We start from the raw sequence: 17,689 nt of genomic DNA on the forward strand, positions 1-17,689 counted from the left end.
CAAGGCCAACGCTCCGCGTTGTTGACAACCCGTCAATATCTCGACCGGTTGTGTTTAATACTTTCCGTTACAAGCTGAAAATCCTCTCGCCGCCCCTTGGGGCAACGCTCTCTTCGCGTCAAACACTTTAGGTGTTGTAAGGTTAAGCCTCACGGGTCATTAGTATCGGTTAGCTCAACGCATCGCTGCGCTTACACACCCGACCTATCAACGTCATCGTCTTTAACGTCCCTTCAGGTGACTTAAAGCCACAGGGAAGACTCATCTCGAGGCAAGTTTCCCGCTTAGATGCTTTCAGCGGTTATCTCTTCCGCACGTAGCTACCGGGCAATGCCATTGGCATGACAACCCGAACACCAGTGGTGCGTCCACTCCGGTCCTCTCGTACTAGGAGCAGCCCCTCTCAATCTTCCAACGCCCACGGCAGATAGGGACCGAACTGTCTCACGACGTTCTAAACCCAGCTCGCGTACCACTTTAAATGGCGAACAGCCATACCCTTGGGACCTACTTCAGCCCCAGGATGTGATGAGCCGACATCGAGGTGCCAAACACCGCCGTCGATATGAACTCTTGGGCGGTATCAGCCTGTTATCCCCGGAGTACCTTTTATCCGTTGAGCGATGGCCCTTCCATTCAGAACCACCGGATCACTAAGACCTGCTTTCGCACCTGCTCGAGCCGTCACTCTCGCAGTCAAGCTAGCTTATGCCTTTGCACTAACCTCACGATGTCCGACCGTGATTAGCTAACCTTCGTGCTCCTCCGTTACTCTTTAGGAGGAGACCGCCCCAGTCAAACTACCCACCAGACACTGTCCTCGACCCAGATTATGGGCCGGAGTTAGAACATCAAACATTAAAGGGTGGTATTTCAAGGTTGGCTCCATGCAGACTGGCGTCCACACTTCAAAGCCTCCCACCTATCCTACACATCAAGGCTCAATGTTCAGTGTCAAGCTATAGTAAAGGTTCACGGGGTCTTTCCGTCTTGCCGCGGGTACACTGCATCTTCACAGCGAGTTCAATTTCACTGAGTCTCGGGTGGAGACAGCCTGGCCATCATTACGCCATTCGTGCAGGTCGGAACTTACCCGACAAGGAATTTCGCTACCTTAGGACCGTTATAGTTACGGCCGCCGTTTACCGGGGCTTCGATCAAGAGCTTCTCCTTACGGATAACCCCATCAATTAACCTTCCGGCACCGGGCAGGCGTCACACCGTATACGTCCACTTTCGTGTTTGCACAGTGCTGTGTTTTTAATAAACAGTTGCAGCCAGCTGGTATCTGCGACTGGCTTCAGCTCGGGGAGCAAGTCCCTCCACCTAATGCCAGCGTGCCTTCTCCCGAAGTTACGGCACCATTTTGCCTAGTTCCTTCACCCGAGTTCTCTCAAGCGCCTTGGTATTCTCTACCTGACCACCTGTGTCGGTTTGGGGTACGATTCGATGTGACCTGGAGCTTAGAGGCTTTTCCTGGAAGCGTAGCATCAATTCCTTCACCACCGTAGTGGCTCGTTATCACGCCTCAGTGTTGAATGAAAAAGCGGATTTACCTGCTCTTTCCACCTTCACGCTTAAACCGGGACAACCGTCGCCCGGCGAACCTAGCTTTCTCCGTCCCCCCTTCGCAGTCACACCCAGTACAGGAATATTAACCTGTTTCCCATCGACTACGCCTTTCGGCCTCGCCTTAGGGGTCGACTCACCCTGCCCCGATTAACGTTGGACAGGAACCCTTGGTCTTCCGGCGAGCGGGCTTTTCACCCGCTTTATCGTTACTTATGTCAGCATTCGCACTTCTGATACCTCCAGCAACCCTCACAGGCCACCTTCGCAGGCTTACAGAACGCTCCCCTACCCAACGGACATATCCTTAAGTCAACTCGACGTGATGAACGCATTGACGTCGCTGCGCTCCGTCAATCGTTTTCCGTACAATTGTCTTAAGTGATATGTCCGCTGCCGCAGCTTCGGTGCATGGTTTAGCCCCGTTACATCTTCCGCGCAGGCCGACTCGACCAGTGAGCTATTACGCTTTCTTTAAATGATGGCTGCTTCTAAGCCAACATCCTGGCTGTCTATGCCTTCCCACATCGTTTCCCACTTAACCATGACTTTGGGACCTTAGCTGGCGGTCTGGGTTGTTTCCCTCTTCACGACGGACGTTAGCACCCGCCGTGTGTCTCCCGTGGTAACATTCTTCGGTATTCGCAGTTTGCATCGGGTTGGTAATCCGGGGTGGACCCCTAGCCGAAACAGTGCTCTACCCCCGAAGATGAATTCACGAGGCGCTACCTAAATAGCTTTCGGGGAGAACCAGCTATCTCCCGGTTTGATTGGCCTTTCACCCCCAGCCACAAGTCATCCGCTAATTTTTCAACATTAGTCGGTTCGGTCCTCCAGTTAGTGTTACCCAACCTTCAACCTGCCCATGGCTAGATCACCGGGTTTCGGGTCTATACCCTGCAACTTAACGCCCAGTTAAGACTCGGTTTCCCTACGGCTCCCCTATTCGGTTAACCTTGCTACAGAATATAAGTCGCTGACCCATTATACAAAAGGTACGCAGTCACCCTGATAAATCAAGGCTCCCACTGCTTGTACGTACACGGTTTCAGGTTCTATTTCACTCCCCTCGCCGGGGTTCTTTTCGCCTTTCCCTCACGGTACTGGTTCACTATCGGTCAGTCAGGAGTATTTAGCCTTGGAGGATGGTCCCCCCATCTTCAGACAGGATATCACGTGTCCCGCCCTACTCATCGAGCTCACAGCACTTGCACCTTCGGATACGGGGCTATCACCCTGTGTTGCCGGACTTTCCAGACCGTTCTCCTGATGCAAACGCTGATGGTGACTCTGGGCTGTTCCCCGTTCGCTCGCCGCTACTAGGGGAATCTCGGTTGATTTCTTTTCCTCGGGGTACTGAGATGTTTCAGTTCCCCCGGTTCGCCTCAATACGCTATGGATTCACGTAATGATAGTGCAACGAATTGCACTGGGTTTCCCCATTCGGACATCGCCGGCTGATAGCGCTTCATATCAGCTCACCGGCGCATTTCGCGGATTAGCACGTCCTTCATCGCCTCTGACTGCCTAGGCATCCACCGTGTACGCTTATTCACTTAACCTCACAACCCTAAAGTGTCTGTGTTGCGACTGGCTGCACACTGCCATGGCATCGTTGCGCGGTGCTCGCCATGCTCATGGACATTGAGTCCACTCCGCTGGCTGCGCGCCGTGCGCCTTGCCCTGACACTGTTCGCACAGTCTCACCCTGGTGAGAGTAAACCCTCGCCTGAGCTACAGAGATTGCCATCGACACGGCAATCATTAGGTTTGCTTGCTTTGAGAGAATCGCATACTGATTTTGCTCAGCATGTTTTTTTCAAATTTTCAGCTTGTTCCGGATTGTTAAAGAGCATGTATTTCGCAGCATACTGATACGCGGTTGCGTAACAATGTGCTCTGAAATCATCAGACAATAAAGGCGGGTCTGGTTTGGTTAACAGGTCGTATGAAAAAGAGTTTGGCGTCCCCTAGGGGGTTCGAACCCCTGTTACCGCCGTGAAAGGGCAGTGTCCTAGGCCACTAGACGAAGGGGACAGGAGTGCGTTTGTGAGATAAGTTGTCGTCAATAGGCAACGAATTCTTATGCCACCGTTTTTTATCAACCCTGCCTTAACATTCAGGAAGAGGGCATGACAAAAAACCATACGAGCTGTTTGCTCATTACAGTTATCAGACAATCTGTGTGGACACTACACAATCTAGTATCTATTTCGGTAAGGAGGTGATCCAACCGCAGGTTCCCCTACGGTTACCTTGTTACGACTTCACCCCAGTCATGAATCACAAAGTGGTAAGCGCCCTCCCGAAGGTTAAGCTACCTACTTCTTTTGCAACCCACTCCCATGGTGTGACGGGCGGTGTGTACAAGGCCCGGGAACGTATTCACCGTGGCATTCTGATCCACGATTACTAGCGATTCCGACTTCATGGAGTCGAGTTGCAGACTCCAATCCGGACTACGACGCACTTTGTGAGGTCCGCTTACTCTCGCGAGTTCGCTTCTCTTTGTATGCGCCATTGTAGCACGTGTGTAGCCCTACTCGTAAGGGCCATGATGACTTGACGTCATCCCCACCTTCCTCCGGTTTGTCACCGGCAGTCTCCTTTGAGTTCCCACCATTACGTGCTGGCAACAAAGGATAAGGGTTGCGCTCGTTGCGGGACTTAACCCAACATTTCACAACACGAGCTGACGACAGCCATGCAGCACCTGTCTCAAAGCTCCCGAAGGCACGTTCGCATCTCTGCAAACTTCTCTGGATGTCAAGAGTAGGTAAGGTTCTTCGCGTTGCATCGAATTAAACCACATGCTCCACCGCTTGTGCGGGCCCCCGTCAATTCATTTGAGTTTTAACCTTGCGGCCGTACTCCCCAGGCGGTCGATTTAACGCGTTAGCTCCGAAAGCCACGGCTCAAGGCCACAACCTTCAAATCGACATCGTTTACAGCGTGGACTACCAGGGTATCTAATCCTGTTTGCTCCCCACGCTTTCGTACCTGAGCGTCAGTCTTCGTCCAGGGGGCCGCCTTCGCCACCGGTATTCCTCCAGATCTCTACGCATTTCACCGCTACACCTGGAATTCTACCCCCCTCTACGAGACTCTAGCCTGCCAGTTTCAAATGCAGTTCCCGGGTTAAGCCCGGGGATTTCACATCTGACTTAACAGACCGCCTGCGTACGCTTTACGCCCAGTAATTCCGATTAACGCTCGCACCCTCCGTATTACCGCGGCTGCTGGCACGGAGTTAGCCGGTGCTTCTTCTGCGGGTAACGTCAATCAACAAGGTTATTAACCTTGTCGCCTTCCTCCCCGCTGAAAGTGCTTTACAACCCGAAGGCCTTCTTCACACACGCGGCATGGCTGCATCAGGCTTGCGCCCATTGTGCAATATTCCCCACTGCTGCCTCCCGTAGGAGTCTGGACCGTGTCTCAGTTCCAGTGTGGCTGGTCATCCTCTCAGACCAGCTAGGGATCGTCGCCTAGGTGAGCCATTACCTCACCTACTAGCTAATCCCATCTGGGTTCATCCGATGGCGTGAGGCCCGAAGGTCCCCCACTTTGGTCTTGCGACGTTATGCGGTATTAGCTACCGTTTCCAGTAGTTATCCCCCACCATCAGGCAGATCCCCAGACATTACTCACCCGTCCGCCGCTCGCCGGCAAAGTAGCAAGCTACTTCCCGTTGCCGCTCGACTTGCATGTGTTAGGCCTGCCGCCAGCGTTCAATCTGAGCCATGATCAAACTCTTCAATTAAAAGCTTGATGCTCAAAGATTGTCATACTGTTAATCTTATGAATTAACTGTTTGTTCACTCTTCAAGACTTGGTATTTTGTGTTTCGATACGGTCTTGTGAGTGCCCACACAGATTGTCTGATAAATTGTTAAAGAGCAGTGCGCCGCTGTAATCAGTCTGGCGCGAGGTGGCGTATGTTACGCTTTCCTCTTTCAGTGTCAAGCCCGTTCGGCCTGTCTTCTGACTCGTTTCCGCTACCCTGCGATGTGCTGCACGGTGCCGGTCGATGGAGGCGCATTATAGGGATTTCAACCGAAGCCGCAACAGCTAATTTGCCCAATCCGAACTGTTTGCTGCATTCCACAGCAATACCGGGGTTTATACCCTCTTTTGCACAAACTTATCCACAGATGATTGCCGCAGGCAAAAATTGCCGAGCATCGCGCAATCGTTTTCGCTACAATTCACGCAAATTTTATCGGCTCGCGTATTTTATCAAGCGGCGGCTTTTTTCAGTAAAAAACCGCCGCTTGATACCAGTTTTTTATTAAAGCTATCCAATCAAGGGATAAATTGACCATGCAACAACCACGTCCTGTTCGCCGCGCCTTGCTCAGTGTGTCTGACAAAGCCGGTATCGTAGAATTCGCTCAGTCATTATCGCAACGCGGCATCACGCTGCTCTCCACCGGCGGCACCGCGCGGCTGCTGGCGGAGGCAGGGCTGCCGGTGACCGAGGTTTCCGATTACACCGGTTTTCCAGAAATGATGGATGGACGGGTGAAAACCCTGCATCCCAAGGTCCATGGCGGCATTCTGGGGCGACGCGGCCAGGACGATGCAATTATGCAACAGCACCATATCGACCCCATCGATATGGTGGTGGTTAATCTTTATCCGTTTGCCAGCACAGTGGCGCGTGAAGGCTGTACCCGCGAGGAAGCGGTGGAGAATATCGATATCGGCGGGCCTACCATGGTGCGCTCCGCCGCCAAGAATCATAAAGACGTGGCGATCGTGGTTAACAGCGGCGATTACGCCGGGATCATTGCCGAGCTGGATGCGCATAACGGCTCGCTGACGCTGGCGACCCGTTTTGATCTGGCCATCAAGGCCTTTGAGCATACCGCCGCCTACGACAGCATGATCGCCAACTACTTCGGCAGCCAGGTACCGGCCTATCACGGCGATACCACCGTACCCGCCGGACGTTTCCCACGCACCCTTAACCTGAACTTTATCAAAAAACAGGATATGCGCTACGGAGAAAACAGCCATCAGCTGGCCGCCTTCTATATAGAAGAGCCGGTGCGGGAAGCCTCGGTCGCCACCGCGCGGCAGTTGCAGGGCAAGGCGCTATCCTATAACAATATCGCCGATACCGACGCCGCCCTGGAGTGCGTAAAGGAATTCGCCGAGCCGGCCTGCGTGATTGTCAAACATGCCAACCCCTGCGGCGTGGCCACCGGCGGCGCGTTGCTCGAGGCATATGAGCGCGCATATAAAACCGATCCCACCTCGGCGTTTGGCGGCATTATCGCCTTTAACCGCCCTCTTGACGCCGCCGCCGCGCAAGCCATTATCAGCCGCCAGTTCGTGGAAGTGATTATCGCGCCGTCCGTTAACGACGACGCCCTGGCCATCCTTGCCGCCAAGCAAAATGTCCGGGTACTGGCCAGCGGCGTCTGGTCGTCCCGGGTGCCGGCGCTGGACTTCAAGCGGGTTAACGGCGGCCTGTTGGTACAGGATCGCGACTTAGGCATGGTCGGCGAGGCGGATCTGCGCATCGTCACCGAACGCCGGCCGACCGCAAGCGAGCTGCGCGACGCGCTTTTTTGCTGGAAGGTGGCTAAATTCGTTAAATCCAACGCCATCGTTTATGCCCGCGATAACATGACCATTGGTATCGGGGCGGGCCAGATGAGCCGCGTTTATTCGGCGAAAATCGCCGGCATCAAGGCGGCGGACGAAGGGCTGGACGTGCGCGGCTCGGCCATGGCCTCCGATGCGTTTTTCCCGTTTCGCGACGGGATCGACGCGGCGGCGGCGGTCGGCATCAGCTGCGTGATCCAGCCCGGCGGTTCCATTCGCGATGACGAAGTCATTGCCGCGGCCAACGAACATGGCATCGCCATGATCTTTACCGATATGCGTCATTTCCGCCACTAAGCCCAGGAGCGACCAATGAATATCTTAATTATCGGGAACGGCGGCCGCGAGCATGCCCTGGCCTGGAAGGCCGCCCAATCGCCGCTGGCGGATAAAGTCTACGTGGCGCCCGGCAATGCCGGCACCGCCCTCGAACCGGCGCTTGAAAACGTCGACATCGGCCCGACCGATATCCCGGCGCTGGTCGCCTTCGCCCAAAGCCACGCCATCGGCCTGACCATCGTCGGCCCCGAAGCGCCGCTGGTGATGGGCGTGGTGGATGCGTTCCGCTCAGCCGGCCTGCCGGTATTCGGCCCGACCAAAGCGGCGGCGCAGTTGGAAGGCTCGAAGGCGTTTACCAAGGATTTCCTGGCCCGCCACCATATCCCCAGCGCGGAATACGGTAACTTTACCGATATCGACCAGGCGCTGGCCTACGTGCGCAGCAAAGGCGCGCCCATTGTTATCAAAGCGGACGGCCTGGCCGCCGGCAAAGGCGTGATCGTGGCTATGACGCTTGCGCAAGCGGAAGCGGCCATTGAGGATATGCTGGCCGGTAACGCCTTCGGCGATGCCGGGCACCGCATCGTGGTGGAGGAATTCCTGGAAGGCGAGGAAGCCAGCTTTATCGTGATGGTGGACGGCGATCATGTCGTGCCGATGGCCACCAGCCAGGACCATAAACGGGTCGGCGACGGCGATACCGGTCCCAACACGGGCGGCATGGGGGCATATTCCCCCGCCCCGGTGGTTACGGATGAAATCCACCAGCGTGTTATGGATCAGGTTATCTGGCCGACGGTGCGCGGCATGGCGTCGGAAGGGAATATCTATACCGGCTTTTTATATGCCGGACTGATGATCAACGCCGATGGCCAGCCAAAGGTGATTGAATTTAACTGCCGCTTCGGCGATCCGGAAACCCAGCCCATCATGCTGCGCATGCGTTCCGATCTGGTGGCGCTGTGCCTGGCGGCCACCGAAGGGCATCTGGATCGGGAAAGCTCGTTATGGGATGAACGACCGGCCCTGGGTGTGGTCCTGGCCGCCGGCGGCTATCCGGGGGATTACCGCACCGGGGACGAAATCAGCGGCCTGCCGACGGCTGAGACAGCAGGCGAAAAAGTCTTTCATGCCGGCACCTGTCTGGCGGACGGTAAGGTACTGACGCAGGGAGGGCGGGTTTTGTGCGTTACCGCGCTGGGCGAAACGGTGGCGGATGCTCAGGCCAGGGCCTATCGCGCGGCGAAGTCTATTCGCTGGCAGGACAGTTTCTGCCGGTCGGATATCGGCTATCGCGCGATCCAACGCGAGCAATAATCCTGTCATCATCTGGTGTCGCGCATTCATGACGTTGGGCAATGCGCGGCGCCCTGTCGATGTTGGCTTGCAGGCGGGTGACTACAACTCGCTTTTTTTAGGTTGCCAGTGGCAGAAGTCTTCATTGGCGACCAGTAATAGCTGCGTCCCTTCCGGTGCCTCCAGCCAGGCGATGCCCAGTTGTCCGGTGGAATGTTGGGCGCGCGCCGCAATCCACGAGGCCGAGCGCTGGTCAAAATCAGGCCGCGCCGTCTTGCCGTCGCAGGTGGTTATCACGCCGTCGCGCCATATCCCCTGCATCAGCTTTACCTGTCCGGCACGTAGCGTGCTGCTGACATCCAGCAATCGCCTGGCTTCAAACTGATACAACGCCAGTTCGTCATCACTGAGTTTTTCACGCAGCCCATCGCGCTGACGCTGCATATAGCTGGGATTACCCTGATCGTCAAAGCGGATTTGCACGGTTTGCGGATGTGCGCCGTTTTGCGTCCGGTTAATCTGGCGCACGTCGTCATGGAGGAATTGATAGCGGGTAATGATGGTATTTTCGCCCTGATAGGGGCTGTAGACGCTGACGATATTGACCGTTTGCTGTGCCGCGTCGTCTTTACGCCATAAACGCATGGCGCCCCGATCGGCGACATAACCGCTGGCGGTGAACGCAGGCGGCGCCTTGGAATGCGAACCGCATGCCGTGAGGAGACAGGCCAGCAGCCCGAGCCAACCGCACCGGCGCAAAAACAAAAGGGGCACGGTTGCCCCTATGCTTAATCTTTTCACCAACACACGGTGGTTACTTAACAGCGTCTTTCAGAGCCTTGCCAGAAACAAATGCCGGAACATTGGCCGCGGCGATTTTGATTTCTTTACCGGTCTGAGGATTACGGCCAGTGCGTTCGTTGCGATGATTAATTTTGAAAGTACCGAAACCAACCAATTGTACTGCATCACCCTCTTTAAGAGACTCGGTAATTGCTGCCAAAGTGGATTCCAGAGCCGACTTCGCCTGCGCCTTCGAAAGATCGGCCTTATCAGCAATTACATCAATCAGTTGAGTCTTGTTCATATGTTATCCTTACAGTGTGTTTATCGCTTGCTAAGCATCGAGTACGACGGATAAGCCGGAATACGGCACTCTCCTGCAAACACGCACCGATAGCCACTTTTTTTATGCCCCCCCAAATGTAGACCAGACGGGGTGCAGATGTGAAGTATTAAGACATGGCAAAACAGGTCTTAAATCACGTTTTATTGCCTTATTGCTGTAAAATTATTCCAATATTGCTAATTCCGGCTTCGCGCAGGTCTGCGCGCAGCCCTTTGATCAATTCTACGTCGCGGTTTTCACAATCAGCTAACAGGCGAAAAATTTCCCACTGAATGTCCCATTCCTCTTCAATCGAGGGCAGGGCATTCAGCTCCTCTTCGGTCATTTCCCGCTCCGCATGGGTCATTTCCAGCATGGCCACGGTGCGGATAGAGGTTTCGCTGACGGTGACGGCATGCTCCAGCGTTTCACCGCTCAGCCGCGAGTGCAATAATTCACTCAGGGCCACACAGGCATCAATCGCCGGATAAACGCCGTAAAAATCGTAATCATCCGCTGCGGGAATGCATTCTTCCAGCTTTTCCAATTGTAAATCAAAATTGACCTTAGCATCTTTAACAACCTGTGTCTCCCAAACCAGGTCGAGAATACGCCGGTAGACGGCAGGGTCGCCAAAGCCGGTCTGTACGCAGAACAGTTGATAATTGGGGTACATCCGTTCACACAGCGACGCCATAAAAATGACGTGCTGCCAGGCTTCCTGCTTTTCCAGACGTAAATGTATCGGGTTACGTAACATCGCGCTATTCCATTACTCTTAATCTGCGTCGCAGTGTACCTGAAATTAGCCGGTTACCCTATTCCAGGTCGAAAAAGTCCGGTTCGCCGCGCCCCTGCTCCCACTGTTTAAACGCGGTGCGATTAGAGGCCACCGCATCCGCCCAGCGGGTAGGCTCCGGCAAGCGGTAGCCGCGCATGCATTGTTGTACCCAATACAGGGCAGTGTCCATGCCGACGCGATGGCCGGTGGAGATGAATAAAGGATTGCAGCGGATCTTGCTGCGCCATACCCAGGCAAGCTGTTCGCCTTTATCCATCAGCGGCGCCCTGGCGCCCGCCTCATCGCTCAAGGGCTCAAACCGGCCGCACAGCCGGCGCTTAGCCACGCCGATAGTCGGCTGGTCGACCAACAGGCCAAAATGGCTGGCGACGCCCAGACGGCGCGGGTGGGAAATACCATGGCCATCGACGAACAGCAAATCCGGCCGCTGATTCAGCTGTTCCCAGGCGGCCAGCAGGGCGGGATACTCGCGAAACGACAAAAAACCCGGAATATAAGGCATGGTGGTCGTTACACGGGCAATGCGGTATTCGATAAGCTCCAGCGACGGAAAACGCAGCAGCGCGATAGCCGCGCGGGTAACGTCGCCCCCCTGTTCGAACCCCACATCGGCGCCGGCGATTATCGCGGGCGTGGAAAAAGCGAAATCGTCATGGCGTATGACCCTACTGGCGGTGGCGACCTGCTCGGCGCGCAATGCTGTTATATCCATGTTTTTTCCACCTTTTTCACCAGTCTTTACAGATGATAGGGGCGCGACAGGCGATGCACCGCCTCAACAAAAATGCCCGCATGTGCCGGCGGCACGTCCTGATGGATACCGTGCCCCAGATTGCAGACATGCCCCTCACCCCGACCGAAACCGGCCAGAATGGACTCCACTTCCTGTTCAATACGCGCCGGCGGCGCGTACAACACCGAAGGATCCATATTGCCCTGCAGCGCGACCTTATCGCCCACGCGACGGCGCGCCGCCTGAATATCGGTGCTCCAGTCCAGGCCCAGCGCATCGCAACCGGTTTGCGCCATGGCTTCAAGCCATTGGCCTCCGCCTTTGGTAAACAGCGTTACCGGCACCCGGCGGCCTTCATGCTCCCGCTGCAGGCCGTCGATGATTTTTTGCATGTAATCAAGGGAAAACTCAAGATAGCCGCTGCCGGTCAGCACGCCGCCCCAGGTATCAAAGATCATCACCGACTGCGCCCCGGCGCGAATCTGGGCGTTCAGGTACAGCGTTACGCTCGCCGCCAGCTTATCGAGCAATAAATGCAGCGTCTGCGGCTCGGCGTACATCATTTGTTTGATTTTAGTGAAGACTTTGCTGGTGCCGCCTTCAACCATATAGGTGGCCAGGGTCCAGGGACTGCCGGAGAAGCCAATCAGCGGCACTTCTCCGCGCAGGTTGCGCCGGATGGTACGTACGGCGTCCATCACATACCCCAGCTCCACCTCCGGATCCGGTATCGGCAACTGCTCCACGTCGGCTTTACAGGTAATCGGACGGGCAAAGCACGGCCCCTCCCCCTGTTCAAAATACAATTCCAGTCCCATGGCGTCGGGAACCGTCAGGATATCCGAAAACAGGATCGCGGCATCAAGCGGAAAACGACGCAACGGCTGCAAGGTCACTTCACAGGCCAGTTCGGCATTCCTGCACAGTGACATAAAATCACCGGCCTCGGCGCGGGTGGCTTTATATTCCGGCAGATAACGCCCGGCCTGGCGCATCATCCATACGGGCGTGACATCAACAGGCTGGCGCAGCAGGGCGCGCAGATAGCGGTCGTTCTTCAGTTCATGCATACAGGATTCCCTTGCAGTTATGAATGGAGTGTAGCATGCGGGCCGTCATTTTCCCGATCGGCGCGGCAGAGCGCGACCGTGTCCTCAATTAAGCGCCTGGCCACGGTGCCGGGCGGCGGCAGCAGGGGCAGCGCGTCATAACGGTACCAGCCGGCATCAAGGATTTCATTATGATCGGGGGTGATTTCGCCGCCGGCGTACTCCGCCATAAACGCCATCATCAGCGAATGCGGGAAAGGCCAGGGCTGCGAGGTGACATAACGGACGTTTTTCACCTTAATCCGCGTCTCCTCCATGACCTCGCGGGCCACGGTCTGCTCCAGGGTTTCCCCCACCTCGGCAAAACCGGCCAGCACCGTGTAAATGCCGCCGCGATGGCGGGTATGCTGGGCCAGCAGGATATCGTCGCCGCGGCGGATCGCCACGATAATACAGGGCGCGATTTGCGGATAATACCGTTCATGGCAATGATCGCACAGGCAGGCCCATTCCCGGTTACTGACGCGCATCTCATGGCCGCAGTAGCCGCAATAGCGATGGGAACGATAAAACTCCGCCAGTTGCACGCCCCGGCCCGCCAGTTGGAACAAGCCTGGGTCGCTATCGATGATCTGGCGCACCGAGCCCATATCCCGGGGCATGGCGTGGCGTACCAGCCAGGCGGGCGACCCCTCCCATTCGCCGATAAGCGTCGCTGTCAATCCTTGAAGTGACCAGGCCGATGCCGTTCCAAATGGCAGTTCCCCCTTGGGTAACCACAATTTGCTGTCCTGGCTGACGATCCACCAGCCATTTTCGCTACCGTTGAGTTCTTGTTCCATTTTAGTTGCACTACCTCTTATTCACTGGCAAGCTAGAAATTAGCTTTAATTGATGAGTAACGCAGCGTTACTTTATTACATCGGAGTCAATCATGCTAAACCAGCTGGACATTCTGGCTCAACGCGTTGGCGGCAGTAACGAACTGATCGATCAGTGGATACTGGCCCGCAGGAAGTTGCTCATTGCGTATTACCATCTCATCGGTCTTAAGCCCAATAAAGAAAAGCATACTCCCCTGGACGAAAACGCGCTGGACGACTTTTGCCATAAACTGGTGGACTACCTTTCCGCCGGCCATTTCCATATCTACGATCGTATCGTTCAGGACGCGGACGATACCAGCAGCAGCAAAAGAATCATCAGTACCCAGTTGTATCCGGCGTTGCAGGAAAATACCAAACAAATCATGGCATTTTATGATAGCCAATTGGAAACGGCCATCGATCATGATAACTGTATGGAGTTCCAACAGGCGCTTTCCGGCGTGGGCGAGGCCCTGGCCACGCGTTTTGCCCTGGAGGACAAACTGATCCAGCAGGCGCTGGAATATAAAGCGGACTACCTGGCCTCGGTGCCGGCCGCCAATAATCCGGACGTATCGCGTCTGGCGTAATTTTGCGGTAAGCAGTAAGTCGTAACCGGTCCTTCACGGGCCGCTATATCTTGTCGGAGTGCCTAGCGCGTACATTACGCCAGGCTGAGACCGTTAATTCGGGATCCGCGGAACCTGATCGGGTTAATACCTGCGAAGGGAACAAGAGTAAAGCAACGCTTTGATTTATAGTCTATTTTGCTAAATTCAAAGCCCGGCCTCATTACTCCCGTAGCGCTCCTGACAAGCAATTTTCCCGTTTATTGTGAGGAATTGCTATGTCGTTATCCAAAACCACCCCTTCCCGCCGTGAGCAGCGCGCCCAGGCGCAGGAATTCATCCATCGTCTGAAAGGCGAAGCCTTCCCCAACTCCCGGCGTATTTATCTCCAGGGCAACAGCGCCGACATCCGGGTGCCGATGCGGGAGATCGCGCTTAGCCCCACGCTTATCGGCGGCAACGGCAAAACGCCGCGCTACGAAGAAAACGAGCCGGTGCCGGTATACGACACCGCCGGACCCTATGGCGATCCGGCGACAGAGATAGACGTGCGCGCCGGCCTTCACCGCCTGCGTTCGGGCTGGATTGAACAGCGCGGGGACAGCGAGGCGTTGAACAGCCTAAGCTCGCGTTATACCGGCGAACGCCGGGCCGACGAGGGCCTGGATGAGGTTCGTTTCGCCCCCAGCCATACGCCGCGGCGCGCCAAACCCGGCCGGCGCGTCACGCAATTGCATTATGCCCGCGCCGGCGTCATTACGCCGGAAATGGAGTTTATCGCCCTGCGGGAAAATATGGGCCGCGAACGCATCCGCGGCGACGTATTGCTGCAACAGCATCCCGGCCAGAGCTTCGGCGCGCATTTGCCGCCGGATATTACCCCGGAGTTCGTGCGCCGGGAAGTGGCCGACGGTCGTGCCATTATCCCCGCCAATATCAACCATCCGGAGTCGGAGCCGATGATTATCGGCCGCAATTTCCTGGTCAAGGTCAACGCCAATATCGGCAACTCGGCCGTCAGTTCATCCATTGAGGAAGAGGTCGAGAAGCTGGTCTGGGCGACCCGTTGGGGAGCGGATACGGTGATGGACCTGTCCACCGGCCGCTATATCCATGAAACCCGCGAGTGGATCCTGCGCAACAGTCCGGTGCCCATCGGCACGGTGCCCATCTACCAGGCGCTGGAAAAAGTCAACGGCGTGGCGGAAAACCTGACCTGGGAATGCTTTCGCGACACCTTGCTCGAGCAGGCGGAACAGGGCGTGGACTATTTTACCATCCATGCCGGCGTGCTGTTGCGTTACGTGCCGATGACCGCCAAACGGTTGACCGGCATCGTGTCGCGCGGCGGATCCATTATGGCCAAATGGTGCCTGTCGCATCACCAGGAAAGCTTCCTCTATGAGCATTTTCGCGATATTTGCCAGATTTGCGCCGACTACGACGTCTCATTATCCCTCGGGGACGGCCTGCGTCCCGGCTCCATCCATGATGCCAACGACGAAGCGCAGTTTGCCGAACTCTATACCCTGGGCGAATTGACCAAAGTTGCCTGGGAGTACGACGTGCAGGTGATGATCGAAGGCCCTGGCCATGTTCCCATGCAGATGATCCGGCGCAACATGACCGAACAGCTGGAGCATTGCCACGAAGCGCCGTTTTATACCCTGGGGCCGCTGACCACCGATATCGCGCCGGGTTACGACCATTTTACCTCCGGCATCGGCGCCGCGCTTATCGGCTGGTTCGGCTGTGCGATGCTGTGCTACGTCACGCCGAAAGAGCATCTGGGCCTGCCGAACAAAGAAGATGTTAAGCAGGGGCTTATTACCTATAAAATCGCCGCTCACGCCGCCGATCTGGCCAAAGGCCATCCCGGGGCGCAAATACGCGATAACGCCATGTCCAAGGCACGCTTTGAATTCCGTTGGGAGGACCAGTTTAATCTGGCCCTGGATCCGGCCACCGCCCGCGCCTATCACGATGAAACGCTGCCGCAGGAATCCGGCAAAGTAGCCCATTTTTGCTCCATGTGCGGTCCGAAATTCTGCTCGATGAAAATCTCCCAGGAGGTCAGGGATTATGCCGCCGCCCAGGCGATTGAGGTACGGGAAAGCGGCATGGCGGAGATGTCGTCGGCGTTTCGCGCCAGCGGCGGGGAAATCTATCTTGCGCCTGAGGATACGGGGGTGGCGAAATGATTGCGCCCGACGCGCCCTTTGCGGCGACCGAGCCCAGGCTCGGGCTCTATCCGGTAGTGGATTCGCTGGCATGGCTGGTCCGGCTGCTGGACGCCGGCGTCGCCACGCTGCAGTTGCGCATCAAGGACCAGCCGGAAGACCGGGTCGAACCGGATATCGAGGCCGCGATTTTGCTGGGACGGAAATACCGCGCCCGGATTTTCATCAACGATTATTGGCGGCTGGCGGTTAAACACGGCGCCTATGGCGTGCACCTGGGACAAGAGGATTTGGCTACGGCGGATTTGGCCGTCATCCAGCGCGCCGGATTGCGACTCGGTCTTTCCACCCACGACGATAGCGAACTGGCCCGCGCTTTGGCGCTACAGCCATCCTATATCGCGCTCGGCCATATCTTCCCTACCCAGACCAAAGCCATGCCGTCACAGCCGCAGGGCCTGGCGGAGCTGAAACGCCTGGTGGCCGGCATGCCCGGCATCTCCACCGTGGCCATCGGCGGTATTGGTATCGATCGGGTGGACGACGTGCTGCGCTGCGGCGTCGGCAGCATCGCGGTGGTCAGCGCCATCACCAAGGCCGCCGACTGGCGGCAGGCGACCGCCACGTTATTGCGGAAAATCGAAGGCCGGGAGGTGCGCAATGCTTAGCGACCAGGCTTTTTTGCGCTACAGCCGCCAATTGCTGCTGGAGGAGATAGGCCCCGGAGGCCAGGAGCATCTGAGCGCAGCAACCGTGCTGATCGCCGGACTGGGCGGCCTGGGCTCGCCGGCGGCGCTCTATCTTGCCGCCGCCGGGGTCGGCACGCTGCTGCTGGCCGACGACGATAACCTGGACGTGAGCAATCTCCAGCGCCAAATCCTTTATCGCACCGGGGATATCGCCCGGCCCAAGGCGGCGGCGGCGCTACGGCAGCTGCAGGCGCTTAATCCCCTGGGCCATTATGTCGCGCTGAGCCGGCGCCTGGCCGGGGATGACCTCGATCAGGCGGTGGCGCTGGCCGATATGGTACTGGACTGCAGTGATAATATGCAGACCCGTCACGACATCAATGCCGCCTGTATCCGCCGGGGGAAAACCCTGGTCAGCGCCAGCGCGGTGGGGTTCAGCGGTCAATTGCTGGTGCTGCGGCCGCCCTACCGGCACGGCTGTTATGCCTGCCTGTTTCCCGACGCCGTCGAGCCGCGGCGTAATTGCCGCACCGCGGGCGTGCTCGGGCCGTTGGTCGGCATCATGGGCGCCATGCAGGCCCTGGAGACGATCAAAATCCTGTGCGGCATGCCGTCTACGCTGGACGGCCAGCTGCGGCTGTTCGACGGCAAGTCGATGAACTGGCGCACCCTGCGCCTGTCCCGCGCGGCCGGCTGTCCGGTGTGCGCCGCGGCGGTTCAGCGGGAAGAGGCGCTATGAACATTACCCTTAACGATACCCCCGTCGCGCTTTCAGGCACGCCCTCGCTGCTGGACATGCTGGAGCTGCTCGGCCACCCGCCCGAGGGCAGCGCGCTGGCGGTCAATCAAACCATTATTCCCCGTAGCCGGTGGGCCCAACAGCCGGTAAACGAGGGCGACGATATCTTACTTTTCCAGGCCATTGCCGGAGGCTGA

The 17,689-nt window shown here is 56.9% G+C and carries 14 protein-coding genes, 1 tRNA gene, 2 rRNA genes and 1 riboswitch; of the genes, 8 read left to right on the forward strand and 9 right to left on the reverse strand.

Features of this window, described 5'->3' with window-relative positions; translation table 11 throughout:
- Positions 1–138: 138 nt before the first annotated feature.
- The 3 genes from ACL2XN_RS16485 to ACL2XN_RS16495 all read right to left on the reverse strand — a co-directional run bounded on the left by ACL2XN_RS16485 (position 139) and on the right by ACL2XN_RS16495 (position 5,329).
- Positions 139–3,131: ribosomal RNA gene (locus tag ACL2XN_RS16485) — 23S ribosomal RNA — on the reverse strand.
- A 399-nt stretch (positions 3,132–3,530) separates the two neighbouring features.
- A tRNA-Glu gene (locus ACL2XN_RS16490) sits at positions 3,531–3,606 on the reverse strand.
- A gap of 180 nt (positions 3,607–3,786) precedes the next feature.
- Positions 3,787–5,329, reverse strand: a 16S ribosomal RNA gene (locus tag ACL2XN_RS16495).
- Together the 16S and 23S rRNA genes with 1 tRNA gene alongside form the textbook arrangement of a ribosomal RNA operon.
- A 175-nt stretch (positions 5,330–5,504) precedes the next feature.
- On the opposite strand from ACL2XN_RS16495, the gene ACL2XN_RS16500 reads away from it, so the two are divergent.
- The 3 genes from ACL2XN_RS16500 to purD are packed head-to-tail and all read left to right on the forward strand — an operon-like array spanning position 5,505 to position 8,778.
- Complete coding sequence (locus ACL2XN_RS16500) at positions 5,505–5,861, forward strand: hypothetical protein (protein WP_410012652.1); 357 nt, start codon at positions 5,505–5,507, stop codon at positions 5,859–5,861.
- A 28-nt stretch (positions 5,862–5,889) separates the two neighbouring features.
- Entirely contained in the window at positions 5,890–7,479 is a 1,590-nt protein-coding gene (purH, locus tag ACL2XN_RS16505; protein WP_410012653.1) for a bifunctional phosphoribosylaminoimidazolecarboxamide formyltransferase/IMP cyclohydrolase, read from the forward strand.
- A gap of 15 nt (positions 7,480–7,494) precedes the next feature.
- Positions 7,495–8,778 (forward strand): phosphoribosylamine--glycine ligase, encoded by a 1,284-nt coding sequence (gene purD / locus ACL2XN_RS16510; RefSeq protein WP_410012654.1) that lies wholly within the window; start codon positions 7,495–7,497, stop codon positions 8,776–8,778.
- 81 nt (positions 8,779–8,859) lie between these two features.
- Here purD and ACL2XN_RS16515 read toward each other — a convergent pair whose 3' ends face one another.
- The 6 genes from ACL2XN_RS16515 to nudC all read right to left on the reverse strand — a co-directional run bounded on the left by ACL2XN_RS16515 (position 8,860) and on the right by nudC (position 13,291).
- The gene (locus tag ACL2XN_RS16515; RefSeq protein ID WP_413729097.1) at positions 8,860–9,531 is read right to left on the reverse strand and encodes a DUF1481 domain-containing protein; all 672 of its coding nucleotides are present in this window, start codon (positions 9,529–9,531) and stop codon (positions 8,860–8,862) included.
- Between the two features lie 40 nt (positions 9,532–9,571).
- On the reverse strand, positions 9,572–9,844 hold the full coding sequence (gene hupA, locus ACL2XN_RS16520; RefSeq protein ID WP_162368642.1) for a nucleoid-associated protein HU-alpha: 273 nt from the start codon (positions 9,842–9,844) through the stop codon (positions 9,572–9,574).
- 190 nt (positions 9,845–10,034) lie between these two features.
- Positions 10,035–10,625, reverse strand: coding sequence for a YjaG family protein (locus ACL2XN_RS16525; protein ID WP_413727390.1), 591 nt, complete (start codon positions 10,623–10,625; stop codon positions 10,035–10,037).
- Positions 10,626–10,683: 58 nt separating this feature from the next.
- Positions 10,684–11,379: a deoxyribonuclease V gene (gene nfi / locus ACL2XN_RS16530; protein WP_413721823.1), complete on the reverse strand. Its 696-nt coding sequence runs from the start codon at positions 11,377–11,379 to the stop codon at positions 10,684–10,686.
- A 26-nt stretch (positions 11,380–11,405) separates the two neighbouring features.
- Complete coding sequence (hemE, locus tag ACL2XN_RS16535) at positions 11,406–12,470, reverse strand: uroporphyrinogen decarboxylase (RefSeq protein WP_410012658.1); 1,065 nt, start codon at positions 12,468–12,470, stop codon at positions 11,406–11,408.
- Between the two features lie 17 nt (positions 12,471–12,487).
- Entirely contained in the window at positions 12,488–13,291 is an 804-nt protein-coding gene (gene nudC, locus ACL2XN_RS16540; protein WP_410012659.1) for an NAD(+) diphosphatase, read from the reverse strand.
- A 92-nt stretch (positions 13,292–13,383) separates the two neighbouring features.
- Here nudC and rsd point away from each other — a divergent pair, with 92 nt between their 5' ends.
- From rsd to thiS, 5 genes are all read left to right on the forward strand, one after another.
- Positions 13,384–13,905, forward strand: coding sequence for a sigma D regulator (gene rsd / locus ACL2XN_RS16545; protein ID WP_410012660.1), 522 nt, complete (start codon positions 13,384–13,386; stop codon positions 13,903–13,905).
- Positions 13,906–13,949: 44 nt separating this feature from the next.
- A riboswitch (TPP riboswitch) is annotated at positions 13,950–14,063 on the forward strand.
- Between the two features lie 99 nt (positions 14,064–14,162).
- Positions 14,163–16,085 (forward strand): phosphomethylpyrimidine synthase ThiC, encoded by a 1,923-nt coding sequence (gene thiC, locus ACL2XN_RS16550; protein ID WP_413721822.1) that lies wholly within the window; start codon positions 14,163–14,165, stop codon positions 16,083–16,085.
- The gene (gene thiE, locus ACL2XN_RS16555; protein ID WP_413721821.1) at positions 16,082–16,732 is read left to right on the forward strand and encodes a thiamine phosphate synthase; all 651 of its coding nucleotides are present in this window, start codon (positions 16,082–16,084) and stop codon (positions 16,730–16,732) included. Before thiC ends, thiE begins: the two co-directional genes overlap by 4 nt.
- Positions 16,725–17,492 carry a HesA/MoeB/ThiF family protein gene (locus ACL2XN_RS16560; protein ID WP_413727391.1) on the forward strand — a complete coding sequence of 256 codons (768 nt, stop codon included), beginning with the start codon at positions 16,725–16,727 and terminating at the stop codon, positions 17,490–17,492. The genes thiE and ACL2XN_RS16560 overlap by 8 nt, the downstream gene beginning before the upstream one ends.
- Positions 17,489–17,689 (forward strand): sulfur carrier protein ThiS, encoded by a 201-nt coding sequence (gene thiS, locus ACL2XN_RS16565; protein ID WP_410012664.1) that lies wholly within the window; start codon positions 17,489–17,491, stop codon positions 17,687–17,689. Before ACL2XN_RS16560 ends, thiS begins: the two co-directional genes overlap by 4 nt.

The organism is Sodalis sp. RH22 (genome assembly GCF_047324165.1).
Taxonomy (GTDB): Bacteria; Pseudomonadota; Gammaproteobacteria; order Enterobacterales; family Enterobacteriaceae; genus Acerihabitans.

Coding starts and splice junctions, on each gene's coding strand:
- ACL2XN_RS16500 (WP_410012652.1), top strand. CDS start 5,505: ATGTTACGCTTTCCTCTTTCAGTGTCAAGCCCGTTCGGCCTGTCTTCT.
- hemE (WP_410012658.1), bottom strand. CDS start 12,470: ATGCATGAACTGAAGAACGACCGCTATCTGCGCGCCCTGCTGCGCCAG.
- nfi (WP_413721823.1), bottom strand. CDS start 11,379: ATGGATATAACAGCATTGCGCGCCGAGCAGGTCGCCACCGCCAGTAGG.
- thiE (WP_413721821.1), top strand. CDS start 16,082: ATGATTGCGCCCGACGCGCCCTTTGCGGCGACCGAGCCCAGGCTCGGG.
- ACL2XN_RS16560 (WP_413727391.1), top strand. CDS start 16,725: ATGCTTAGCGACCAGGCTTTTTTGCGCTACAGCCGCCAATTGCTGCTG.
- purH (WP_410012653.1), top strand. CDS start 5,890: ATGCAACAACCACGTCCTGTTCGCCGCGCCTTGCTCAGTGTGTCTGAC.
- hupA (WP_162368642.1), bottom strand. CDS start 9,844: ATGAACAAGACTCAACTGATTGATGTAATTGCTGATAAGGCCGATCTT.
- ACL2XN_RS16525 (WP_413727390.1), bottom strand. CDS start 10,625: ATGTTACGTAACCCGATACATTTACGTCTGGAAAAGCAGGAAGCCTGG.
- rsd (WP_410012660.1), top strand. CDS start 13,384: ATGCTAAACCAGCTGGACATTCTGGCTCAACGCGTTGGCGGCAGTAAC.
- nudC (WP_410012659.1), bottom strand. CDS start 13,291: ATGGAACAAGAACTCAACGGTAGCGAAAATGGCTGGTGGATCGTCAGC.
- thiC (WP_413721822.1), top strand. CDS start 14,163: ATGTCGTTATCCAAAACCACCCCTTCCCGCCGTGAGCAGCGCGCCCAG.
- thiS (WP_410012664.1), top strand. CDS start 17,489: ATGAACATTACCCTTAACGATACCCCCGTCGCGCTTTCAGGCACGCCC.
- purD (WP_410012654.1), top strand. CDS start 7,495: ATGAATATCTTAATTATCGGGAACGGCGGCCGCGAGCATGCCCTGGCC.